Raw genomic sequence first — 17,619 nt, 5'->3', positions numbered from 1 at the left:
CTCAGCGCCCCGCCAGCTGGGCGCTGGCCAACTGGTGGCGCGCCAGCAGCACCGCCACCGCGCACGAGGCCAGGCGCGCCGCGACCGTGTCGGCGCGGCTGGTCAGGATCAGCGGCACGCGCGCGCCGAGCACGATGCCGGCCGCCGCCGCGCCGGCCATGAAGCTCAGGCTCTTGGCCAGCATATTGCCGGCTTCCAGGTCCGGCGCCACCAGCACGTTGGCGCGGCCCGCGACCGGCGACACCAGGCCCTTGACGGCGGCGGCCTGCAGGTCGATCGCATTGTCCATCGCCAGCGGGCCGTCCAGGATGCCGCCCGTGATCTGGCCGCGGTCGGCCATCTTGCACAGGGCCGCGGCGTCGATCGTCGACGGCATCTTGTCGCTCACGGTTTCCACCGCCGCCAGGATCGCCACCCGCACGCCCTCGAAGCCGAGCACCCGGGCCAGGTCGATGGCGTTCTGCACGATGTCGCGCTTGGCCGCCAGGTCGGGAATGATGTTGATGGCGGCGTCGGTGATGATCAGGGGTTCGCTGCGGCCCGGCACGTCCATCACGAAGCAGTGGGAGAGGCGCCGCGCCGTGCGCAGGCCGGTGGCGCCGGACACCACGGCGCCCATCAACTCGTCGGTGTGCAGGCTTCCTTTCATCAGGGCCGCTGCCCTGCCCTCGCGCACCAGCTCCACCGCGCGCGCGGCCGACGCGTGGCTGTGCTCCGTGTCGACCAGGGTCAGCGCGCCGATATCGAGGCCGGCCGCGTCGGCCGCGCCGTGGATGCGCGCCACGGGTCCGACCAGCAGCGGCGCGATCAGGCCGATGCGGGCAGCGTCGAGCGCCGCCTCGATCGCGTAGCGGTCGCAGGCATGGGCCACCGCCACCGTGACCGGCCCCTGCTCGCGCGCGGCGGCGATCAGGTGATCATAATAGGGATGCGTGGTGTTCATCGGCTCCATGGCCTCCTCCTCATAGCACGACCGGTAGATGGTAGCATCACTTGACTGCAAAGCAATCATTTTATGCTGCAACGCAACATAACTTAATCTGGTTTAAGAGAATCGACGAGGACGAGATGAATGCAATCGATGCGCGGGCGAGCAGTGTGGTGCTGGTCGACTACCAGGCGCGGATGATGCCGGCGATCCACGGCGCGGACGATGTCGTCGCCATGGCGCTGCTGTTGGCGCGCGCCGCCGCGCTGCTGGAGGTGCCGGTGCTGGGGACCGAGCAGAACCCCGAACGTCTCGGCCCGAACGCCGAGGCGCTGGCGCGCTGGTGCGTGCAGACGGTGCCGAAGACGCATTTCGATGCCTGCGAGGATGGCCTGCTGGCGGCGCTCGACGCGCACGGCCCTGGGCGCCGGCAAGTGGTGCTCGCCGGTTGCGAAGCCCACGTCTGCCTGCTGCAGACGGCGCTCGGCCTGCTGCGCGCCGGCCGCGAAGTAGTTGTGGTGGAGAACGCGAGCGGCTCGCGCCGGCCGTCCGACCACGCCGCCGCCATGCGCCGCCTGCGGCAGGCCGGCGCGACGATCGTGACGCACGAGATGGTGCTGTTCGAGTGGCTGCGCGATTGCCGCCATCCGCGCTTTCGCGAGGTGCTGGCGCTGGTCAAGCAAGACGCCCCAAAGCCTGTTTAGGACAAGGGCTCCTGAACGTCACTGACGCGGCGAAAAATGGATCTCGACCTGCACCACATGCTTCGGTCGTAGTCCTGAATTGCCGTCAATAAACGTCATGATCGCATCGGATGCATTGCCGGTCCACTGCCCTATCAACAGATCGACCAGGTATTGATCAAGCGGGATGGCTGCCGACCGAATTTCGTTGTACCCCACCGTGCGCGATTTGGCTCCTTTCTTCGAACTTCCGGCTACGTAACCCAGTAGATGGCGTGCCGGCACGACAAGTACTTCACCGTGTCCGCAGATGAGAAAATACACCGCGCTAGCGCACTTTCCAATCAATGTCTTCAACTGGGCGATTTCGATTTTCCAGCTATCTGCGATCGCGGCGTTCTCATTGCCTGCCAATGTCTTTTTCACCTGTACGAGCCCGGCCCAGTCAAGCGCGTAGATTCCCTGCGCTCTAGCCCTTACCACGAAGGCGAGATCACAACCATACGTCGGCTCTTCCGCGGATTTGGATATCTCACGCTGCGACAATCTCAAGGTAGGAATGCCAAAAGCCTCAGAACGAGCATAGGTTGACAGCTTCCGGCTCTCGCCGAATTGTTCGACAAGCAAAGTCATCAGAGTAGCGGTGAGCGCCTCTTCCTGGCTCTTCCACTGATTGGGAACATCGACAGCAAACTTGTGACAGGCCCGCGCTACCCCGTCGCGCAAATATTTTTCCAGCCGATCAGAGCCTACCCAGGTCGAAGACCGTAGTGCCAAAGGCGAAGGAAACTTCGGCGTCCCGTCGAAGTAATGCGCCAGTGAATCGGCCAATGCCAATGAATGCTTGTCCGCCGGATCCACGATGCCTTCGGCCAGTGCACGGATTCCCATGGCAAGCGTTGACACGGCAGGATCTGCCTGCAACACCCGTAACCCATTCCTGACTTCTTCGTTGGTCTGGGCGAGTTCGCAGCTAATGAGGGTCACGTCCTGTTTGATCGCTTCTGCGTGCAGCAATATCCACCGTAATGCTTTTACCCACAACTCCGGGTCACGCTTTACCAGCGCTAAAAGCCCTGCACGCACACCGCTGCGCTCAGTATCGTTGTCGCTCCCGCGCAGTACACTCAGTTGTTTCAGGAAATACCACAGTGTCCCCATTGGTGCGAATTCGGGATGCCGGCTTCCACCATGCAAACGGTCCAATACATCCTGAACATCTCCAATCGTGGAAGCGCGGATACCTGCTGAATAGCCTGCCCCGAGCATGGTCATGCCTGGACAATGCGAACCGACCAGCTTGATGGCTGGCGGGAGCACACGCAGATAGCCCCAATCGATATTATCAGTCCACAGACCAGAGGTTTTCGTTCCTGTCCTGTTAAAGCTGTCCTCCCAGAAATATGCAATCGCATGCGCGAGCCGGGGATCACCATCGCGTGCAAAAGCGACGATCGGGTTGGTACGGCCATCGGCCAGCGTTATTCCTGCGATCAGGTTCAGAAACTTGAACTTGGTGTCGATACATTTGAGGTCCAGCACCGCGTTCACCAACTTGCACGCTTCATCGTGAACTGCGGTGGCGACCAGCAATGGAAGCACCTCGTCCAGCAACTCTATCACTGCGTCATTTCCGGTCTGGCTAATATCGATGGATTCGATACGGGCCAGGCACCATTCGATGTAGCGTGCAGAAGACAGCTGAATTAACGCCGAATGAAATTTTTTCCAGGCGCCCGGGTGCCGTGACGCTGTCAGTTGGGCCAACCGATGGATCAGGCAGTCTGGCCCGGAATAAAACTGAATACCAAAATCGTTTGCGGCTGCCCAAATCGAATCAGCTTCGGACTGATCCAGCTTGGCGGCGAAGTCGATAAGCATGTCGTCGGTGAGTTGCAGCAAGAGTTCATCTGCATCATCCTGCCCAACGATTTCGGAGAATTTCGCTAACTGAATAGCCGGTGAATCACCTGTCTCGCTCATGATGTTTACCCTGAAATCCGATTAGTGTATAGAACGCAAGAAAGACCGCACCTAGCAGGGTTATCAGGATTTTTCACATGACAATATGTGGCGCTTTCGCTGCCACACTCGCGCTCCGACATCGTTCCATAACTGGCTGATGCCGGCGCTCCCGAATTCCCAAGGTGCCAGTGCCATCTAGGCCAGATATGTTCTCTTCACCAGTAACCGAGGACCTTCCACCACGCGCCACCCACCACGGCGAACACCGCCAGCTCGAACACGCACATGATGAAGCCGATGCGCCACCACACCCCCATCGTCACGTAACCGCTGCCGAAGATGATCGGCGAGGTGCCGGTGGCGTAGTGGGTCAGGGTCATCATGATGGCCGAGGCGGCGGTCATCATGAGCAGGAACAGGATCAGGTATTCCCCCGGCACCAGCGCGGCCCCGACCGAAAGAAAAGCGAACATCATGGCGCTGATGTGGGCCGTGGTGCTGGCGAACAGGTAGTGCGAGAACACGAAGGCCAGCACCAGCACGGTCGCCGCCGCCTCCCACCCCATGCCGCTGGCGACGATCGCGTCGCGCATGCCGTCCGAGGCCCAGGCGATAACGCCCAGTTGATTGAGCTGCTCGGCCAGCATCACCAGCGCGCCGAACCAGATCAGGGTATCCCAGGCGCTTTTCTCGGACAGCACATCATCCCAGTCGAGGGTGCCGGTGATGATCAGGGCGAACAGGCCGAGAAAGGCGACCACGGTCGGGTCGAGCGTAAACGCCGGCCCGAACAGCATGGCCGGCACGTTCGCCCACAGCACCAGCAGCAGCCCAAAGGTGCCGAGCATGACTTTTTCGCTGGCCGACAACGGCCCCATGCGCGCCAGCTCGCTGCGCGCGAACTGCACCGCATCCGGCGTCTGCTTGAGCTCGGGCGGCGCCAGCAGGTAGACGGCGAGCGGCATCAGGAACAGGCAGACCAGGCCCGGCAGCACCATGCACAGGGCCCAGGTGGTCCAGCTCAAGTGAAAGCCCTGGCCGCTGGCGCGGGCGACGAAGTCGACCACCAGCGGATTGGGCGCGGTGGCCGTCAGGAACATCGCCGAGGTAATCGGATTGGCGTGGTAGTTGACCAGCGCCAGGTAGGTGCCGACCTTGCCGTGCGTGCCCTTGGCCGGATCGGAATCGAAGGCGCTGGCGATCGACTTCATGATCGGATGCACGATGCCGCCGCCGCGCGCGGTATTACTGGGCGTAAACGGCGCCAGCACCAGTTCGCACACGGCCAGCCCGTAGCCGATGCCGACCGTGCGCTTGCCCAGCAGTGCGATGAACTGCAGGCCGATGCGGGCGCCCAGCCCCGTCTTCTTGAGGCCGCGCGAGATCAGCACGGCGACCACGATCAGCCAGATGAGCGGGCTCGAAAAGCTGCCCAGGGCGTCGGCCATGGCGCCCTTGGACGAACCGGAAGTCACTTGCGACAGCGAGACGATGACGATGGCCATCAGGGCCATGACGCCGATCGGCATCACCTTCAGGATGATGGCGACGATGGTGGTGAGGAAGATGGCGACCAGGCCCCAGGAATCGGGGTTCAGCCCCTCGGGATGGGGCAGCGCCAGTAGCGTGAAGAGGACGGCGGTGGTGACGAGGGCGGGAACCAGGCGGAACGGCACGGCCTGGCTAAAGTAACGAAACATGGCCTGCAATTGCGACAGCATGACGATTCCTTCTGACGATGTAACCAGATAACAACTACTGGTTAACATGTTAGCAGAGGAATGTTGCAATGCATCAATTGTTGACCATGGCGGTCGGGAACCGCGAAGGTATTCAGCGATTGCCTGCCGCGGGCAGGCACGCCCCGCCCGGCGCATCGATCCCGCAGGGAACGCCGGCGCAGCAATTCTCGGTGAGGAAGCCGACCAGCTCGCTCATGGTGTCGAACTGCGCTGTGTAGATGACGAATCTCCCTTCCTGGCGCGCCGTCACCAGGCCGGCATGGCTTAGCTCCTTCAGGTGGAAGGACAGCGCCGACGAGGCAATGCCCAGTTCCTCGCCGATCTTCCCGGCCGGCAGTCCCGATGGGCCAGCCTGGATCAGCAGGCGGAAGATCGCCAGCCGCGACTCCTGGGCCAGGGCGGCGAGCGCCGCCAGTACCTGTTTCGTTTCCATCCTCGATGTTCCAGTTGAAGAATTTCAGTGCCTCGATTATAGTCGGCCCATCGTCTCAATATCTATTGAAATGTTGAGATTAACCCGATACCTTCTTACCCATGAACTTCCTGTTCCTCTGTACTGGCAACTCCTGCCGTTCGATCCTGAGCGAAGCCGTGTTCAACCATCTCGCGCCGCCGGGCTTCAAGGCCATCAGCGCAGGCAGCCATCCGAGCGGCCGGATCAATCCGGACGCGATCGCGCTGCTGCGCCGCCACGGCATTGCAGTGGACGGCCATGCCAGCAAGTCGTGGCACGACCTGCCGCTCACGCCGGACGTGGTGGTGACCGTATGCGGCAATGCCGCCGGCGAGACCTGCCCGGCCTACCTGGGCGACGTCGTGCGCACGCACTGGGGACTGGCCGACCCGAGCGAGGTGCAGGGAACGCCCGCGGACATCGCGGCCGCCTTCGAAGCGACCTACGCGATCGTGCTGGCCCGCGTCCAGGCGCTGTTCGCCTTGCCGCTGGCCGAGCTGGCCGGCGAGCGCGCAGCGCTCGAGGAAGCGCTGGACCGCGTCGGCGCATGCTGACCGCCTCGCTCATCTTCGTCGCCACGCTGGCGCTGGTGATCTGGCAGCCGCGCGGCCTGGGCATCGGCTGGAGCGCGGCCGCCGGCGGCCTCGCCGCCCTGCTCACCGGCGTCATCGGGCTGTCCGACGTCCCCGTGGTGTGGAACATCGTCTGGAACGCCACCGGCGCCTTCGTCGCCGTGATTGTCATCAGCCTGCTGCTCGACCGCGCCGGTTCGTTCGAGTGGGCCGCGCTGCACGTGGCGCGCTGGGGCAAGGGCGACGGCCGGCGCCTGTTCGTGCTGCTGGTGCTGCTCGGCGCCGCGGTGGCGGCGCTGTTCGCCAACGACGGCGCGGCGCTGATCCTGACGCCGATCGTGATCGCCATGCTGGCCGCGCTGCGCTTCCCGCCGCGCGCGACGCTGGCCTTCGTGATGGCGGCCGGCTTCGTCGCCGACACCGCCAGCCTGCCGCTGGTGGTGTCGAACCTGGTCAACATCGTCTCGGCCGACTACTTCGGCATCGGCTTCGCGCGCTTCGCCGCGGTCATGGTCCCGGTCAACCTGGTCTCGGTGGCGTCGACACTGGCGGTCCTGTACCTGTTCTTCCGCAAGGACATCCCGCGCGACTACGACCTCGCCCAGCTGCGCGCGCCGGGCGACGCGATCGTCGATCGCGCCACCTTCCATGCCGGCTGGTGGGTGCTGGCGCTGCTGCTGGCCGGCTTCTTCTGGCTGGACGACGCCGGCGTGCCGATCAGCGCCGTCGCGGCCGGCGGCGCCGCCATCCTGCTCGCCGTCGCCGCGCGCGGCCACCGCATCCCGACGCGCGAAGTGCTGCGCGGCGCGCCGTGGCAGGTCGTGGTGTTTTCGCTCGGGATGTACCTGGTGGTGTACGGCCTGCGCAACGCCGGCCTGACCGACGGCCTGGCCGTCCTGTTCGAACGCTGCGCCGCCTACGGCGTCTGGGGCGCGGCGCTGGGCACCGGCTTCATCGCCGCGGCCCTCTCGTCCATCATGAACAATATGCCGACGGTGCTGGTCGGCGCGCTGGCGATCGACGCCAGCGCCACGGGAGGCGCCGTGCGCGAGGCGATGATCTATGCGAACGCGATCGGCAGCGACCTCGGTCCCAAGATCACCCCGATCGGCAGCCTTGCCACCCTGCTCTGGCTGCACGTCCTGTCGAGCAAGGGCATCCGCATCTCGTGGGGCTATTACCTGCGCGTCGGCGTGGTGCTGACCTTGCCGATCCTCCTGCTCACGCTGTGCGCGCTCGCGCTGCGCCTGGGCTGAACACTGAAAGCGAACATGGACAAGATACCCGACCTTCCCAATATCGATCCGGCGCGCCTCGACCTGCCGGCCGCCAAGCGGCTCGCTCCCGCGGACGGCGTCGACCATCCGCCGCGCATCCTGATGCTGTACGGCTCGCTGCGCGAGCGCTCGTTCAGCCGCCTGCTGACGGAAGAAGCGGCGCGCATCCTGCGCCACTTCGGCGCCGAAGTGAAGATCTTCGATCCGGCCGGGTTGCCGATGGTGGGCGGCGCGCCCGATACCCACCCGAAGGTGGCCGAGCTGCGTGAACTATGCATCTGGTCCGAGGGCCAGGTGTGGTGCAGCCCCGAACGCCACGGTGCGGTGACGGCGGTATTCAAGAACCAGATCGACTGGATCCCGCTCGAACAGGGCTCGGTGCGTCCCAGCCAGGGCAAGACGCTGGCCGTGATGCAGGTCTGCGGCGGCTCGCAGTCGTTCAACGTGGTCAATACCCTGCGCCTGCTGGGCCGCTGGATGCGCATGTTCACGATCCCGAACCAGTCGTCGGTGCCGATGGCCTACAAGGAATTCGGCGACGACGACCGCATGCGCCCGTCCGCCTACTACGAGCGCGTGGTCGACGTCATGGAGGAGCTCTACAAGATCACGCTACTGATGCGCGGCAGCAGCGATTACCTGACGGACCGCTACAGCGAACGCAGCGAGCGCGCCAACCAGGCGATCGACCGCCAGATCGCGCGCTTGTGAGCCGGCGCGCCACGCTGCTACCATGAAGCCATGACCGACATCCGCACTGCTTCCAGCCTGGACGCCGCGCGCATCTGCGCCATCTACAACCACTACGTCGCCACCACCACGATCTCGTTCGAGGAGGCGCCGGTGCTTGATTCCGACATGGCCGAACGCGTCGCGGACGTCACCAAGGGCGGCCTGCCGTGGCTGGTGCTGGAGGTCGACGGCGTGGTGGCCGGCTATGCATACGCCACCAAATGGCGCGCCAGGCCGGCCTATCGCCATGCGGTGGAAAGCAGCGTCTATCTGGATCCCGCGCTGGCGGGCCGCGGGCACGGCCGGCGCCTCTACGAACGGCTGCTCGCCGAGCTGCGCACCCGCGGACTGCATACGGTCATCGCGGGCATCGCCCAGCCCAACGAGCGCAGCGTGGCGCTGCACGAGCGCCTGGGCTTTTGCAAGGTCGCCCACTTCGCCGAGGTAGGCCTGAAGTTCGGGCGCCGGCTGGACGTCGGTTACTGGCAGCTACTCCTCTGTGACGCCCCGGAATGAAAAAAGCCACCTTGCGGTGGCTTTTCACATGATACTTGGCGGAGAGGGTGGGATTCGCCTACATCCTGCAGGCCGCGGCATCGCGAGTACGCGATGCCCTTCAAATCCCACACGCAGGGCGCGCAGGCGCCCTGCTCCTCTGCGAGGCCGCGGAATGAAAAAAGCCACCTCGCGGTGGCTGTTTTCATGATACTTGGCGGAGAGGGTGGGATTCGAACCCACGGTACGGTCACCCGTACGCCTGATTTCGAGTCAGGTACATTCGACCACTCTGCCACCTCTCCGGCTTTGGTCGATCCTTGCAGTGGGCTGCAAGAGACCGCCATTATAGACGCATTCAAGAAAAATGGAAGGGGAAAATGTGCATGCAAGCACGATTCCCCTCCGCCAGCATTCAGGCAGCCGGCGCCAGGCGCTCCAGCCCGCCCATATACGGACGCAGCACTTCAGGAATGACGACGCTGCCGTCGGCCTGCTGGTAGTTCTCCAGCACCGCCACCAGGGTGCGCCCCACGGCCAGGCCCGAGCCGTTCAGGGTATGCACCAGTTCCGGCTTGCCGGCCGCGTTGCGGAACCGAGCCTGCATGCGGCGCGCCTGGAAGGCTTCGCAGTTCGACAGCGACGAGATCTCGCGGTAGGTGTTCTGCGCCGGCAGCCACACCTCGAGGTCGTAGGTCTTGGCGGCGCTAAAGCCCATGTCGCCGGTGCACAGTTGCATCACGCGGTATGGCAGGCCGAGCGAGGTCAGGATGAATTCGGCCTGGCCGACCATCTCTTCCAGCGCCGCGTAGGACTGCTCCGGATGCACCACCTGGACCAGCTCGACCTTGTCGAACTGGTGCTGGCGGATCATGCCGCGGGTGTCGCGGCCATAGCTGCCGGCTTCGGAACGGAAGCACGGAGTATGCGCGGTCATCCTGATCGGCAATTCGTCCAGCGCCACGATCTCGTCGCGCACCACGTTGGTCAGCGAGACTTCGGAGGTCGGGATCAGGTAGAAGTTCTCGCCCTCGCCTTCGGCGCCGCCCTTCTTCACCGAGAACAGGTCGGCCTCGAACTTCGGCAGCTGGCCGGTGCCGCGCAGCGAATCGGCGTTGACCATGTACGGGGTGTAGCACTCGGTATAGCCGTGCTGGCCGGTGTGGGTGTCGAGCATGAACTGCGCCAGCGCGCGGTGCAGGCGCGCCATGCCGCCCTTCATCATCGAGAAGCGCGAGCCTGTGACCTTGGTCGCGGTCTCGAAGTCCAGGCCCAGGCGCTCGCCGATGTCGACGTGGTCGCGCACCTCGAAATCGAAGGCGGTTGGCGTACCGACCTTGCGCACTTCCAGGTTGGCGCTTTCGTCCTTGCCTTCCGGCGTGCTCTCGTGCGGCAGGTTGGGCAGTGCAGCGATGAAGCTCGCCAGCTTGGCCTGGACCTCGCCCAGCGCCACTTCGTTGGCCTTGAGCTCGTCGCCCAGTCCGGCAACCTCGGCCATCACGGCCGTCGTGTCTTCGCCTTTGCCCTTCAGCATGCCGATCTGCTTCGACAGCGAATTGCGTTTGCCCTGCAGTTCTTCGGTGCGCGTCTGGATCGCCTTGCGTTCGGCCTCCAGCGCATTGAAACTGGCCACATCGAGCTGGTACTTGCGGGTCGCCAGGCGGGCGGCGACGTTGTCGATGTCTTTGCGGAGAAGTTGGATGTCAATCATGTCTGGTTGGACTGGGCTGTGTATCGAAAACACAATTGTACCAAGCCGACCGACATTATTTGCGAGATTCGGCAACCATGCTGCCGGGGCCTCGTCAAGCTGCCCCTAAAACCGGCTTGCCCCGGTTTTAGCGGGCCGCCAGGCGCGGCGCGCTGACGATCACGGTCTGGATGCTGGCCATGTCGATCGCCGGGGCGGTCGATGCGGCGATCTCGACCGGGCGCTCGTTGGCGGTAGCGAAACTGGCGACCAGGCCCAGGGCGGCGACGGCGAGGAACAGGGCTTCGAAGTTTTTACGGATGTTCATGATGGCTCCTTCAGGGGTTGGGTGATTCGCGAATTGCTTTGCGATGGTGGTACTTTAGCCACCAGCCCCGTGAATCGCCATCGACTTGCGACGAAGCGCATGAAACGCGGCGCAGAATGCATCAATGCGCGACCAGGCGCCCAATGCCGGCACATTGCGCGCCGTTGAAGGAAGAAAGGAAGGAGGAAGGACTGGCGCCGGGCTCACCGGCGCCACGCGCATGCCTACGAACCGTCGCCGTTGGCGCGCGCCTCGTCATCCAGGCTGCGCAGCCAGGCCAGCTTCTCGGCGATCTTGGATTCGATCCCGCGCGGCACCGGCTGGTACCAGCCCGGCTCGGGCATTCCATCCGGCAGATAGGTTTCGCCGGCCGCATACGCGTTCGGCTCGTCATGCGCATAGCGGTACTCGTGACCGTAGCCCAGCTCTTTCATGAGCTTGGTCGGCGCATTGCGCAAGTGGACCGGCACCTCGCGCGACTTGTCCTTGCGCACGAAGGCCATCGCCGCATTGAAGGCGTTGTAGCCGGCATTGCTCTTGGATGCGACCGCCAGGTAGACCACGGCCTGGCCCAGCGCCAGCTCGCCTTCGGGCGAACCGAGCCGCTCGTAGGTCGCGGCGGCGTCGTTGGCCAACTGGATCGCGCGCGGATCGGCGATGCCGATGTCTTCCCAGGCCATGCGCACGATGCGGCGCGACAGGTACTTGGCGTCGGCGCCGCCGTCGAGCATCCGGCACAGCCAGTACAGGGCGGCATCGGGGTGCGAGCCGCGCACCGATTTGTGCAGGGCCGAGATCTGGTCGTAGAAATTGTCACCGCCCTTGTCGAAGCGGCGCGCATTGAGCGTCAGCGCGTTCTCGACGAACTCGGCGGTGATGCGGTTGGTGCCGGCGGTATTGGCCGAGGTGCTGGTCTGCTCGAGCAGGTTCAGGAAGCGGCGCGCATCGCCGTCGGCATAGCCGACCAGGGTGTCGATCGCCAGTTCGTCGAATTCCAGGTGCTGCAGGGCCTGTTCGCGGGCGCGCGCCAGCAGCTGGCGCATCTCGGCGTCGGTCAATGCCTTGAGCACGTAGACCTGCGAGCGCGACAGCAGCGCCGAATTGACTTCGAACGACGGGTTCTCGGTGGTGGCACCGATCAGTGTCACCAGGCCGCTTTCCACGAACGGCAGCAAGGCGTCCTGCTGCGATTTATTGAAGCGGTGGATCTCGTCGATGAACAGGATCGTGTGCTTGCCGCGGGCCAGGTACTGCTCGGCCTGCTCGATCGCCGCGCGGATGTCCTTGACGCCCGACAGGACCGCCGACAGCGCGATGAATTCGCAGTCGAAGGCGTAGGCGGTCAGGCGCGCCAGCGTGGTCTTGCCCACGCCCGGCGGGCCCCACAGGATCATCGAATGCGGCTTGCCGGACTTGAAGACCAGGTTCAGCGGCTTGCCCGGGCCCAGCAGGTGGCTCTGGCCAACCACCTCGTCGATGGTGCGCGGACGCAGGGCTTCGGCCAGCGGCGCGGCCGGCTCGGTCTTGAACAGGTCATCCGTGGCCATGGATGCGGATAGGCGAATGGTTGTGCATGGGGCGTAGTGTATCCGATGCACGACGGGGCCGCGCGGCGCGCACGCCCCGTTGATGGCTTACTGGTTCACGACGTCGGCGCCCTGCGGCGCCGTGAACTTGAACTGCTGCGCACCCAGTTGCGGGTTGCGCTGGAAATTGGTGAAGGTCAGGCGCGAAGTCTGGCCGAAGGTATCCTTCAATTCCATCGCCATCGGCACGCCGCCCTTGAGGCCGATGCTGATCTGCTCGAACGAAGTGTCCTTGGCCTTCGGCACCGCGTTCAGCCACTCCATGCCGTCGCGCGCGCCGGCTTCGCTCAGCGTGAAGTTCTCTTCCAGCTTGTTGCTGCCGAACAGGATCGCGGCCGGCGAGCTGCCCAGCGCATTGCCGAGCTTGCGGGTGGTGACCTGGTTCAGGTCCTTGTCGTAGATGTACAGGGTTTCGCCGTCGGCCTGCAGCACCTGCTCGTAGGGCTTCTGGTAGGTCCAGATGAACTTGCCGGGGCGGGCGAACACGAAGCTGCCGCTCGAGGCCGGCGTGGCCTTGCCGCTCTTCGATTTGCCCAGCTGCTGCTGGGTGAATTCGCCCTTGGCCGACTGGGTCGAGGCGACGAAGGATTTGAACTGGTCGAGGGCGGCGGCGCTCGCCAGGCCCGGCAAAGCGAAGGCGCTCGCAGCCACCAGCGCGGCAAAAGTGAATTTGGTCATTGATTGCATTCAGCGTTCCTTTATTGTTATTCGGCGCTTGCAGTCGGCACCAGGATGTCGCGGTTGCCGTTCGACTGCATCGGCGACACCATGCCGTTCTGCTCCATTTGCTCGATCAGACGGGCGGCCCGGTTGTAGCCGATGCGCAGGTGACGCTGCACCAGCGAGATCGAGGCCTTGCGGTTCTTGAGCACGACCTGCACCGCCTGGTCGTACATGGCGTCGGATTCGCCGCCGCCCTCGCCCGCCACCGCGCCGTCGGCGCCCCCTTCTTCCAGGGTGCCGCCTTCGAGGATGCCTTCAATATAATTGGGTTCGCCCTGCTCCTGCAGATGTTTTACAACTCGATGCACTTCGTCGTCCGACACGAAGGCGCCGTGCACGCGGATCGGCAGGCCGGTGCCGGGCGGCATATAGAGCATGTCGCCCATGCCCAGCAAGGTCTCGGCGCCCATCTGGTCGAGAATCGTGCGCGAGTCGATCTTGGACGAGACCTGGAACGCGATGCGGGTCGGAATGTTGGCCTTGATCAGGCCGGTGATCACGTCGACCGACGGGCGCTGGGTCGCGAGAATCAGGTGGATGCCGGCAGCGCGCGCCTTCTGGGCAATACGCGCGATCAGCTCTTCCACCTTCTTGCCGACGACCATCATCAGGTCGGCCAGTTCGTCGATGATGATGACGATGGTCGGCAGTTTTTCCAGCGGCTCGGGCGCGTCCGGCGTGATCGAGAACGGGTTCGGGATGTGTTCCTCGCGCTTGGCGGCGTCGAGGATCTTGCCGTTGTAGCCGGCCAGGTTACGCACGCCCAGCTTGCTCATGAGCTTGTAGCGGCGTTCCATTTCGTTGACCGCCCAGTTCAGCGCGTGGCCGGCCTGGCGCATATCGGTCACCACCGGCGCCAGCAGGTGCGGAATACCTTCGTAGACCGACATCTCCAGCATCTTCGGGTCGATCAGGATCAGGCGCACATCGGCCGGATCGGCTTTATACAGCAGCGACAGGATGGTGGCGTTGATGCCAACCGATTTACCCGAACCGGTCGTGCCCGCCACCAGCAGGTGCGGCATCTTGGCCAGGTCGGCCACCACCGGCTTGCCGGCGATGTCCTTGCCCAGGGCCACGGTCAGGCTCGAGGCGCTATCGCCATACACCTTGGAACCGAGGATCTCGGTCAGGCGCACGATCTGCCGCTTCGGATTCGGCAATTCGAGGGCCATATAGTTCTTGCCGGGGATGGTCTCGACCACGCGGATCGAGGTCAGCGACAGCGAACGCGCCAGGTCGCGCGCCAGGTTGACGATCTGGCTGCCCTTGACGCCGGTGGCCGGCTCGATCTCGTAGCGAGTGACGACCGGACCCGGATAGGCGGCCACGACCTTGGCTTCGACGCCGAAGTCGGACAGCTTCTTCTCGATCAGGCGGCTGGTGAATTCCAGCGTCTCGACCGCCACCGTCTCTTGCGCCGCCGGCGCATCGTCCAGCAGGGCCAGCGGCGGCAGGCCGGTGTCGCCGTTGATGTCCTGGAACAGCGGCGACTGGCGCTCCTTCTCGGCGCGCTCGGATTTCGGCACGCTGACCATCTGCGGCTCGATCTTGATGGTGGGCGCCACCGCCTGGGCCGATGCCAGCGGCGCTGGAGCAGCAGCCGGCTTTGGCGCCGGCGGCGCGATCTCCAGCGACGGCTCGGTCTTCACGACCGGGATCGGCTTGTCCGCATGCTTTTCGGTGAACTTGGCGCGCTCGTTGACCACCACTTCGTCGCGCTTGACGGCGGCGGCTTCGCCATGGCGGCGGTCCTCGATGTCTTCCATGCGCAGGCGGAACCAGTCGATGGTGCCATCGAACACGGCGCCGATGCGCTCGGCCACGTTCAGCCACGACACCTGGAAGAACAGCGAAAAACCCAGGAAGAACAGCAGCAGCAGGAGCAGGGTCGCGCCGGTCGAGCCGAAGGCGACGTGGCTGGCGTGGCCGATCAGCTGGCCCAGCACTCCGCCCGGGGCGCGCGGCAGCTCGACGTCCCACGACCACATGCGCAGGTATTCCAGGCCGACGCTGCCGGCGAACATCAGGGCGAAGCCGATCCAGCGCACGTACATCTCGCCGTGGTGCGGTTCCTCCACCTTGGTGCCGAGCTTGTCGGTGAGCCGGCGCCAGCCGCGCCAGACCTGGCGCAGGAAGATCACGCCCCACCACCAGGCCGAGAAACCGAATATGAACAGCAACAGGTCGGACAGCCAGGCGCCCGCGCGCCCGCCCAGGTTGGCGATGCGCGGCACGACGTTGGCGTGCGACCAGCCGGGATCGAGCTTGCTGTAGCTGAGCAGGATCAGGACGAAATACAGGAAGGCGACGGCGCCGGCGATCCAGCGCGCCTCGGACAGCAGGCGCGCGAGGCGGCCCGGCAGCGGGCGGCGGGCGGTGGCGCTGGCCTGGGTGCGGGTGTATCCGGAGGTGCTGGCTTGGCTATTCTTGCTCATTACAGGTACTGCGGAAGTAAGTACTATCGACGATCCGCCCATTCTAAGCGATATACGGCCGCGTTGCCCCTACGATTCATGCACATCTGCATGATCGACTATAATCGGCGCTCTTCGGACACCCTCTGGCAGACCCTGGTGGCCCTTGATTCCTGTCAGGCCGCCCCCAATTGCCGTGTGTCCATATAACAACCACGTGAAGCAAAGAGCGCCGCCATGACTACTACCAAACACGCCAAAGTCCTCATCCTCGGTTCCGGGCCAGCCGGCTACAGCGCCGCGGTGTACGCCGCCCGCGCCAACCTGAAGCCGATGCTGGTGACCGGCGTCGAACAGGGCGGCCAGCTGATGACCACCACCGACGTCGAGAACTGGCCGGGCGATCCGCTGGGCGTGCAAGGTCCGGAACTGATGCAGCGCCTGCTGCAGCATGCCGAGCGCTTCAACACCGAGATCGTGTTCGACCATATCCACACGACGTATTTGAACGAAAAGCCGATTCGCCTGGTCGGCGACAGCCATACCTTCACCTGCGACGCCCTGATCATCGCCACCGGCGCCTCGGCCCAGTACCTGGGCCTGCCGTCGGAACAGGCCTTCATGGGCCGCGGCGTGTCGGCCTGCGCCACCTGCGACGGCTTCTTCTACCGCAACCAGGAAGTCGCGGTCATCGGCGGCGGCAATACCGCGGTCGAGGAAGCCCTGTACCTGGCCGGCATCGCCTCGAAAGTCACCCTGATCCACCGCCGCGACAAGTTCCGCGCCGAGCCGATCCTGGTCGACCGCCTGATGCACAAAGTCAGCGAAGGCAAGATCGTGCTGGAGCTGAACCAGACCCTGGACGAAGTCCTGGGCGACCAGAGCGGCGTGACCTCGCTGCGCCTGAAGTCGGCCGTCGACGGCGCCACCAAGGAACTGAACGTGCACGGCCTGTTCGTGGCGATCGGCCACAAGCCGAACACCGGCATCTTCGAAGGCCAGCTCGAGATGCACAGCGGCGGCTACCTGGTGACCAAGTCGGGCCTGGAAGGCATGGCGACGGCGACCAGCGTGCCGGGCGTGTTCGCCGCCGGCGACGTGCAGGATCACATCTATCGCCAGGCGATCACCAGCTCGGGCACCGGCTGCATGGCCGCGCTCGATGCCCAGCGCTACCTGGAAGCGCTGGAGGACGATCCCAAATAAGCGACTGCAAGTAATCAACGCAACAAGAAGGTAGCGAAGCGATGGCGGGCATGAAGGATTTCGGCGAGCTGAAAGGCTTGCGCGACCGGCTCAAGGAAGAAGAGCGCGTGCGCGCCATCGAGCAGGCCGAACGCGAGAAGCGCGAGCGCATCGCGCGCGAGCGGGCGGTCGAATTCCGCACCTCGATGGAAGGCGTGCACAAGCTGCCCGAATCCGACCGCTACGTGCACCGCCCGGTGTACGTGGCGCCCAGCGCCGCGCGGGCGCGCGCGCAACTCTCCCCCGAGGAAGAAACGGCGGACGTGCTGCGCGCCTCGATGTCGGATGAACTGTCGGACCTGTTCGACGTCGAGGGCATGCTCGACGAAGACCCGTCCATGAGCTATGCGCGCGACGGCGTCGGCCCCGACGTCGTGAAAAAGCTGCGCAAGCGCCACTGGCCGATCCAGGACGAGCTCGACCTGCACGGCCTGACCCGCGACGGCGCGCGCGACGCCCTCACCGATTTCCTGCACCGCGCCAACCGGCGCGGGGTGCGCTGCGTGCGCATCATCCACGGCATCGGCTACGGTTCGCCCAAGGGCGAGCCGGTGCTGCGCAGCATCGTGCACAGCTGGCTGGTGCAAAAAAACGAAGTCATCGCCTTCTGCGCCGCCGGCCGCACCGACGGCGGCCATGGCGCCCTGATTGCCCTGCTGCGCCCCGCCCTGCACGATTGATGTTGCGCCAGATGGACGCTGGCGACCGCGTCGTGTGACAATCAGCCGTTTCACAGTTGCAATTTGTCCGGAACTCGTCCGTTAATTGTAGAATGCCTCGAC

At 64.7% G+C, this 17,619-nt stretch carries 16 protein-coding genes and 1 tRNA gene; 7 read left to right on the top strand and 10 right to left on the bottom strand.

The features are described 5' to 3' along the window. Position 1 precedes the first annotated feature (1 nt). Entirely contained in the window at positions 2-952 is a 951-nt protein-coding gene (locus tag HMPREF9710_RS20650) for a phosphate acetyltransferase (protein ID WP_005669593.1), read from the bottom strand. Positions 953-1,068: 116 nt separating this feature from the next. On the opposite strand from HMPREF9710_RS20650, the gene HMPREF9710_RS20645 reads away from it, so the two are divergent. After that, positions 1,069-1,632 carry an isochorismatase family protein gene (locus HMPREF9710_RS20645; RefSeq protein WP_005669592.1) on the top strand — a complete coding sequence of 188 codons (564 nt, stop codon included), beginning with the start codon at positions 1,069-1,071 and terminating at the stop codon, positions 1,630-1,632. Positions 1,633-1,650: 18 nt separating this feature from the next. On the opposite strand, the gene HMPREF9710_RS20640 is transcribed toward HMPREF9710_RS20645, so the two are convergent. The 3 genes from HMPREF9710_RS20640 to HMPREF9710_RS20630 form a co-directional block, all read right to left on the bottom strand. Next, complete coding sequence (locus HMPREF9710_RS20640; RefSeq protein WP_005669590.1) at positions 1,651-3,594, bottom strand: hypothetical protein; 1,944 nt, start codon at positions 3,592-3,594, stop codon at positions 1,651-1,653. Between the two features lie 197 nt (positions 3,595-3,791). Further along, entirely contained in the window at positions 3,792-5,297 is a 1,506-nt protein-coding gene (locus tag HMPREF9710_RS20635) for a DASS family sodium-coupled anion symporter (RefSeq protein WP_005669589.1), read from the bottom strand. 112 nt (positions 5,298-5,409) lie between these two features. Then, positions 5,410-5,751, bottom strand: a complete 342-nt coding sequence (locus HMPREF9710_RS20630) for an ArsR/SmtB family transcription factor (RefSeq protein WP_005669588.1) — start codon at positions 5,749-5,751, stop codon at positions 5,410-5,412. 101 nt (positions 5,752-5,852) lie between these two features. Here HMPREF9710_RS20630 and HMPREF9710_RS20625 point away from each other — a divergent pair, with 101 nt between their 5' ends. From HMPREF9710_RS20625 to HMPREF9710_RS20610, 4 genes are read left to right on the top strand one after another with little or no spacing between them, the layout of a single operon-like run. Further along, complete coding sequence (locus tag HMPREF9710_RS20625; RefSeq protein WP_005669586.1) at positions 5,853-6,326, top strand: arsenate reductase ArsC; 474 nt, start codon at positions 5,853-5,855, stop codon at positions 6,324-6,326. Then, on the top strand, positions 6,320-7,600 hold the full coding sequence (locus HMPREF9710_RS20620) for an arsenic transporter (RefSeq protein ID WP_005669585.1): 1,281 nt from the start codon (positions 6,320-6,322) through the stop codon (positions 7,598-7,600). The genes HMPREF9710_RS20625 and HMPREF9710_RS20620 overlap by 7 nt, the downstream gene beginning before the upstream one ends. A 15-nt stretch (positions 7,601-7,615) precedes the next feature. Further along, a complete protein-coding gene (arsH, locus tag HMPREF9710_RS20615) occupies positions 7,616-8,332 on the top strand; it encodes an arsenical resistance protein ArsH (RefSeq protein ID WP_005669584.1) in 717 nt (238 codons plus the stop codon). A gap of 30 nt (positions 8,333-8,362) precedes the next feature. Continuing rightward, complete coding sequence (locus HMPREF9710_RS20610) at positions 8,363-8,869, top strand: arsinothricin resistance N-acetyltransferase ArsN1 family B (RefSeq protein ID WP_005669583.1); 507 nt, start codon at positions 8,363-8,365, stop codon at positions 8,867-8,869. A gap of 194 nt (positions 8,870-9,063) precedes the next feature. On the opposite strand, the gene HMPREF9710_RS20605 is transcribed toward HMPREF9710_RS20610, so the two are convergent. The 6 genes from HMPREF9710_RS20605 to HMPREF9710_RS28860 form a co-directional block, all read right to left on the bottom strand. Further along, a tRNA-Ser gene (locus HMPREF9710_RS20605) sits at positions 9,064-9,153 on the bottom strand. A 110-nt stretch (positions 9,154-9,263) separates the two neighbouring features. Continuing rightward, positions 9,264-10,559: a serine--tRNA ligase gene (serS, locus tag HMPREF9710_RS20600; RefSeq protein ID WP_005669582.1), complete on the bottom strand. Its 1,296-nt coding sequence runs from the start codon at positions 10,557-10,559 to the stop codon at positions 9,264-9,266. Positions 10,560-10,686: 127 nt separating this feature from the next. Then, positions 10,687-10,866, bottom strand: a complete 180-nt coding sequence (locus HMPREF9710_RS20595; RefSeq protein ID WP_005669580.1) for a hypothetical protein — start codon at positions 10,864-10,866, stop codon at positions 10,687-10,689. A gap of 224 nt (positions 10,867-11,090) precedes the next feature. Beyond that, the gene (locus tag HMPREF9710_RS20590) at positions 11,091-12,413 is read right to left on the bottom strand and encodes a replication-associated recombination protein A (protein ID WP_005669579.1); all 1,323 of its coding nucleotides are present in this window, start codon (positions 12,411-12,413) and stop codon (positions 11,091-11,093) included. A gap of 87 nt (positions 12,414-12,500) precedes the next feature. Then, positions 12,501-13,139 (bottom strand): outer membrane lipoprotein chaperone LolA, encoded by a 639-nt coding sequence (gene lolA / locus HMPREF9710_RS20585; protein WP_005669578.1) that lies wholly within the window; start codon positions 13,137-13,139, stop codon positions 12,501-12,503. Between the two features lie 17 nt (positions 13,140-13,156). After that, positions 13,157-15,613 carry a DNA translocase FtsK gene (locus HMPREF9710_RS28860; RefSeq protein WP_005669576.1) on the bottom strand — a complete coding sequence of 819 codons (2,457 nt, stop codon included), beginning with the start codon at positions 15,611-15,613 and terminating at the stop codon, positions 13,157-13,159. Positions 15,614-15,829: 216 nt separating this feature from the next. Here HMPREF9710_RS28860 and trxB point away from each other — a divergent pair, with 216 nt between their 5' ends. After that, the gene (gene trxB / locus HMPREF9710_RS20575; protein ID WP_005669574.1) at positions 15,830-16,798 is read left to right on the top strand and encodes a thioredoxin-disulfide reductase; all 969 of its coding nucleotides are present in this window, start codon (positions 15,830-15,832) and stop codon (positions 16,796-16,798) included. 41 nt (positions 16,799-16,839) lie between these two features. Continuing rightward, a complete protein-coding gene (locus tag HMPREF9710_RS20570) occupies positions 16,840-17,517 on the top strand; it encodes a Smr/MutS family protein (RefSeq protein ID WP_005669573.1) in 678 nt (225 codons plus the stop codon). Positions 17,518-17,619: the final 102 nt, after the last annotated feature.

This window comes from Massilia timonae CCUG 45783 (genome assembly GCF_000315425.1).
Classification (GTDB): domain Bacteria; phylum Pseudomonadota; class Gammaproteobacteria; order Burkholderiales; family Burkholderiaceae_D; genus Telluria; species Telluria timonae.
Note: the sequence above shows the minus strand (reverse complement) of the source record. Positions and strands in the feature narration are given on the sequence as shown.

What these genes read in the sequence shown, in the direction of transcription:
- HMPREF9710_RS20650 (WP_005669593.1), bottom strand. Translation starts at nt 952, where the DNA reads ATGGAGCCGATGAACACCACGCATCCCTATTATGATCACCTGATCGCC.
- HMPREF9710_RS20645 (WP_005669592.1), top strand. Translation starts at nt 1,069, where the DNA reads ATGAATGCAATCGATGCGCGGGCGAGCAGTGTGGTGCTGGTCGACTAC.
- HMPREF9710_RS20640 (WP_005669590.1), bottom strand. Translation starts at nt 3,594, where the DNA reads ATGAGCGAGACAGGTGATTCACCGGCTATTCAGTTAGCGAAATTCTCC.
- HMPREF9710_RS20635 (WP_005669589.1), bottom strand. Translation starts at nt 5,297, where the DNA reads ATGCTGTCGCAATTGCAGGCCATGTTTCGTTACTTTAGCCAGGCCGTG.
- HMPREF9710_RS20630 (WP_005669588.1), bottom strand. Translation starts at nt 5,751, where the DNA reads ATGGAAACGAAACAGGTACTGGCGGCGCTCGCCGCCCTGGCCCAGGAG.
- HMPREF9710_RS20625 (WP_005669586.1), top strand. Translation starts at nt 5,853, where the DNA reads ATGAACTTCCTGTTCCTCTGTACTGGCAACTCCTGCCGTTCGATCCTG.
- HMPREF9710_RS20620 (WP_005669585.1), top strand. Translation starts at nt 6,320, where the DNA reads ATGCTGACCGCCTCGCTCATCTTCGTCGCCACGCTGGCGCTGGTGATC.
- arsH (WP_005669584.1), top strand. Translation starts at nt 7,616, where the DNA reads ATGGACAAGATACCCGACCTTCCCAATATCGATCCGGCGCGCCTCGAC.
- HMPREF9710_RS20610 (WP_005669583.1), top strand. Translation starts at nt 8,363, where the DNA reads ATGACCGACATCCGCACTGCTTCCAGCCTGGACGCCGCGCGCATCTGC.
- serS (WP_005669582.1), bottom strand. Translation starts at nt 10,559, where the DNA reads ATGATTGACATCCAACTTCTCCGCAAAGACATCGACAACGTCGCCGCC.
- HMPREF9710_RS20595 (WP_005669580.1), bottom strand. Translation starts at nt 10,866, where the DNA reads ATGAACATCCGTAAAAACTTCGAAGCCCTGTTCCTCGCCGTCGCCGCC.
- HMPREF9710_RS20590 (WP_005669579.1), bottom strand. Translation starts at nt 12,413, where the DNA reads ATGGCCACGGATGACCTGTTCAAGACCGAGCCGGCCGCGCCGCTGGCC.
- lolA (WP_005669578.1), bottom strand. Translation starts at nt 13,139, where the DNA reads ATGCAATCAATGACCAAATTCACTTTTGCCGCGCTGGTGGCTGCGAGC.
- HMPREF9710_RS28860 (WP_005669576.1), bottom strand. Translation starts at nt 15,613, where the DNA reads ATGAGCAAGAATAGCCAAGCCAGCACCTCCGGATACACCCGCACCCAG.
- trxB (WP_005669574.1), top strand. Translation starts at nt 15,830, where the DNA reads ATGACTACTACCAAACACGCCAAAGTCCTCATCCTCGGTTCCGGGCCA.
- HMPREF9710_RS20570 (WP_005669573.1), top strand. Translation starts at nt 16,840, where the DNA reads ATGGCGGGCATGAAGGATTTCGGCGAGCTGAAAGGCTTGCGCGACCGG.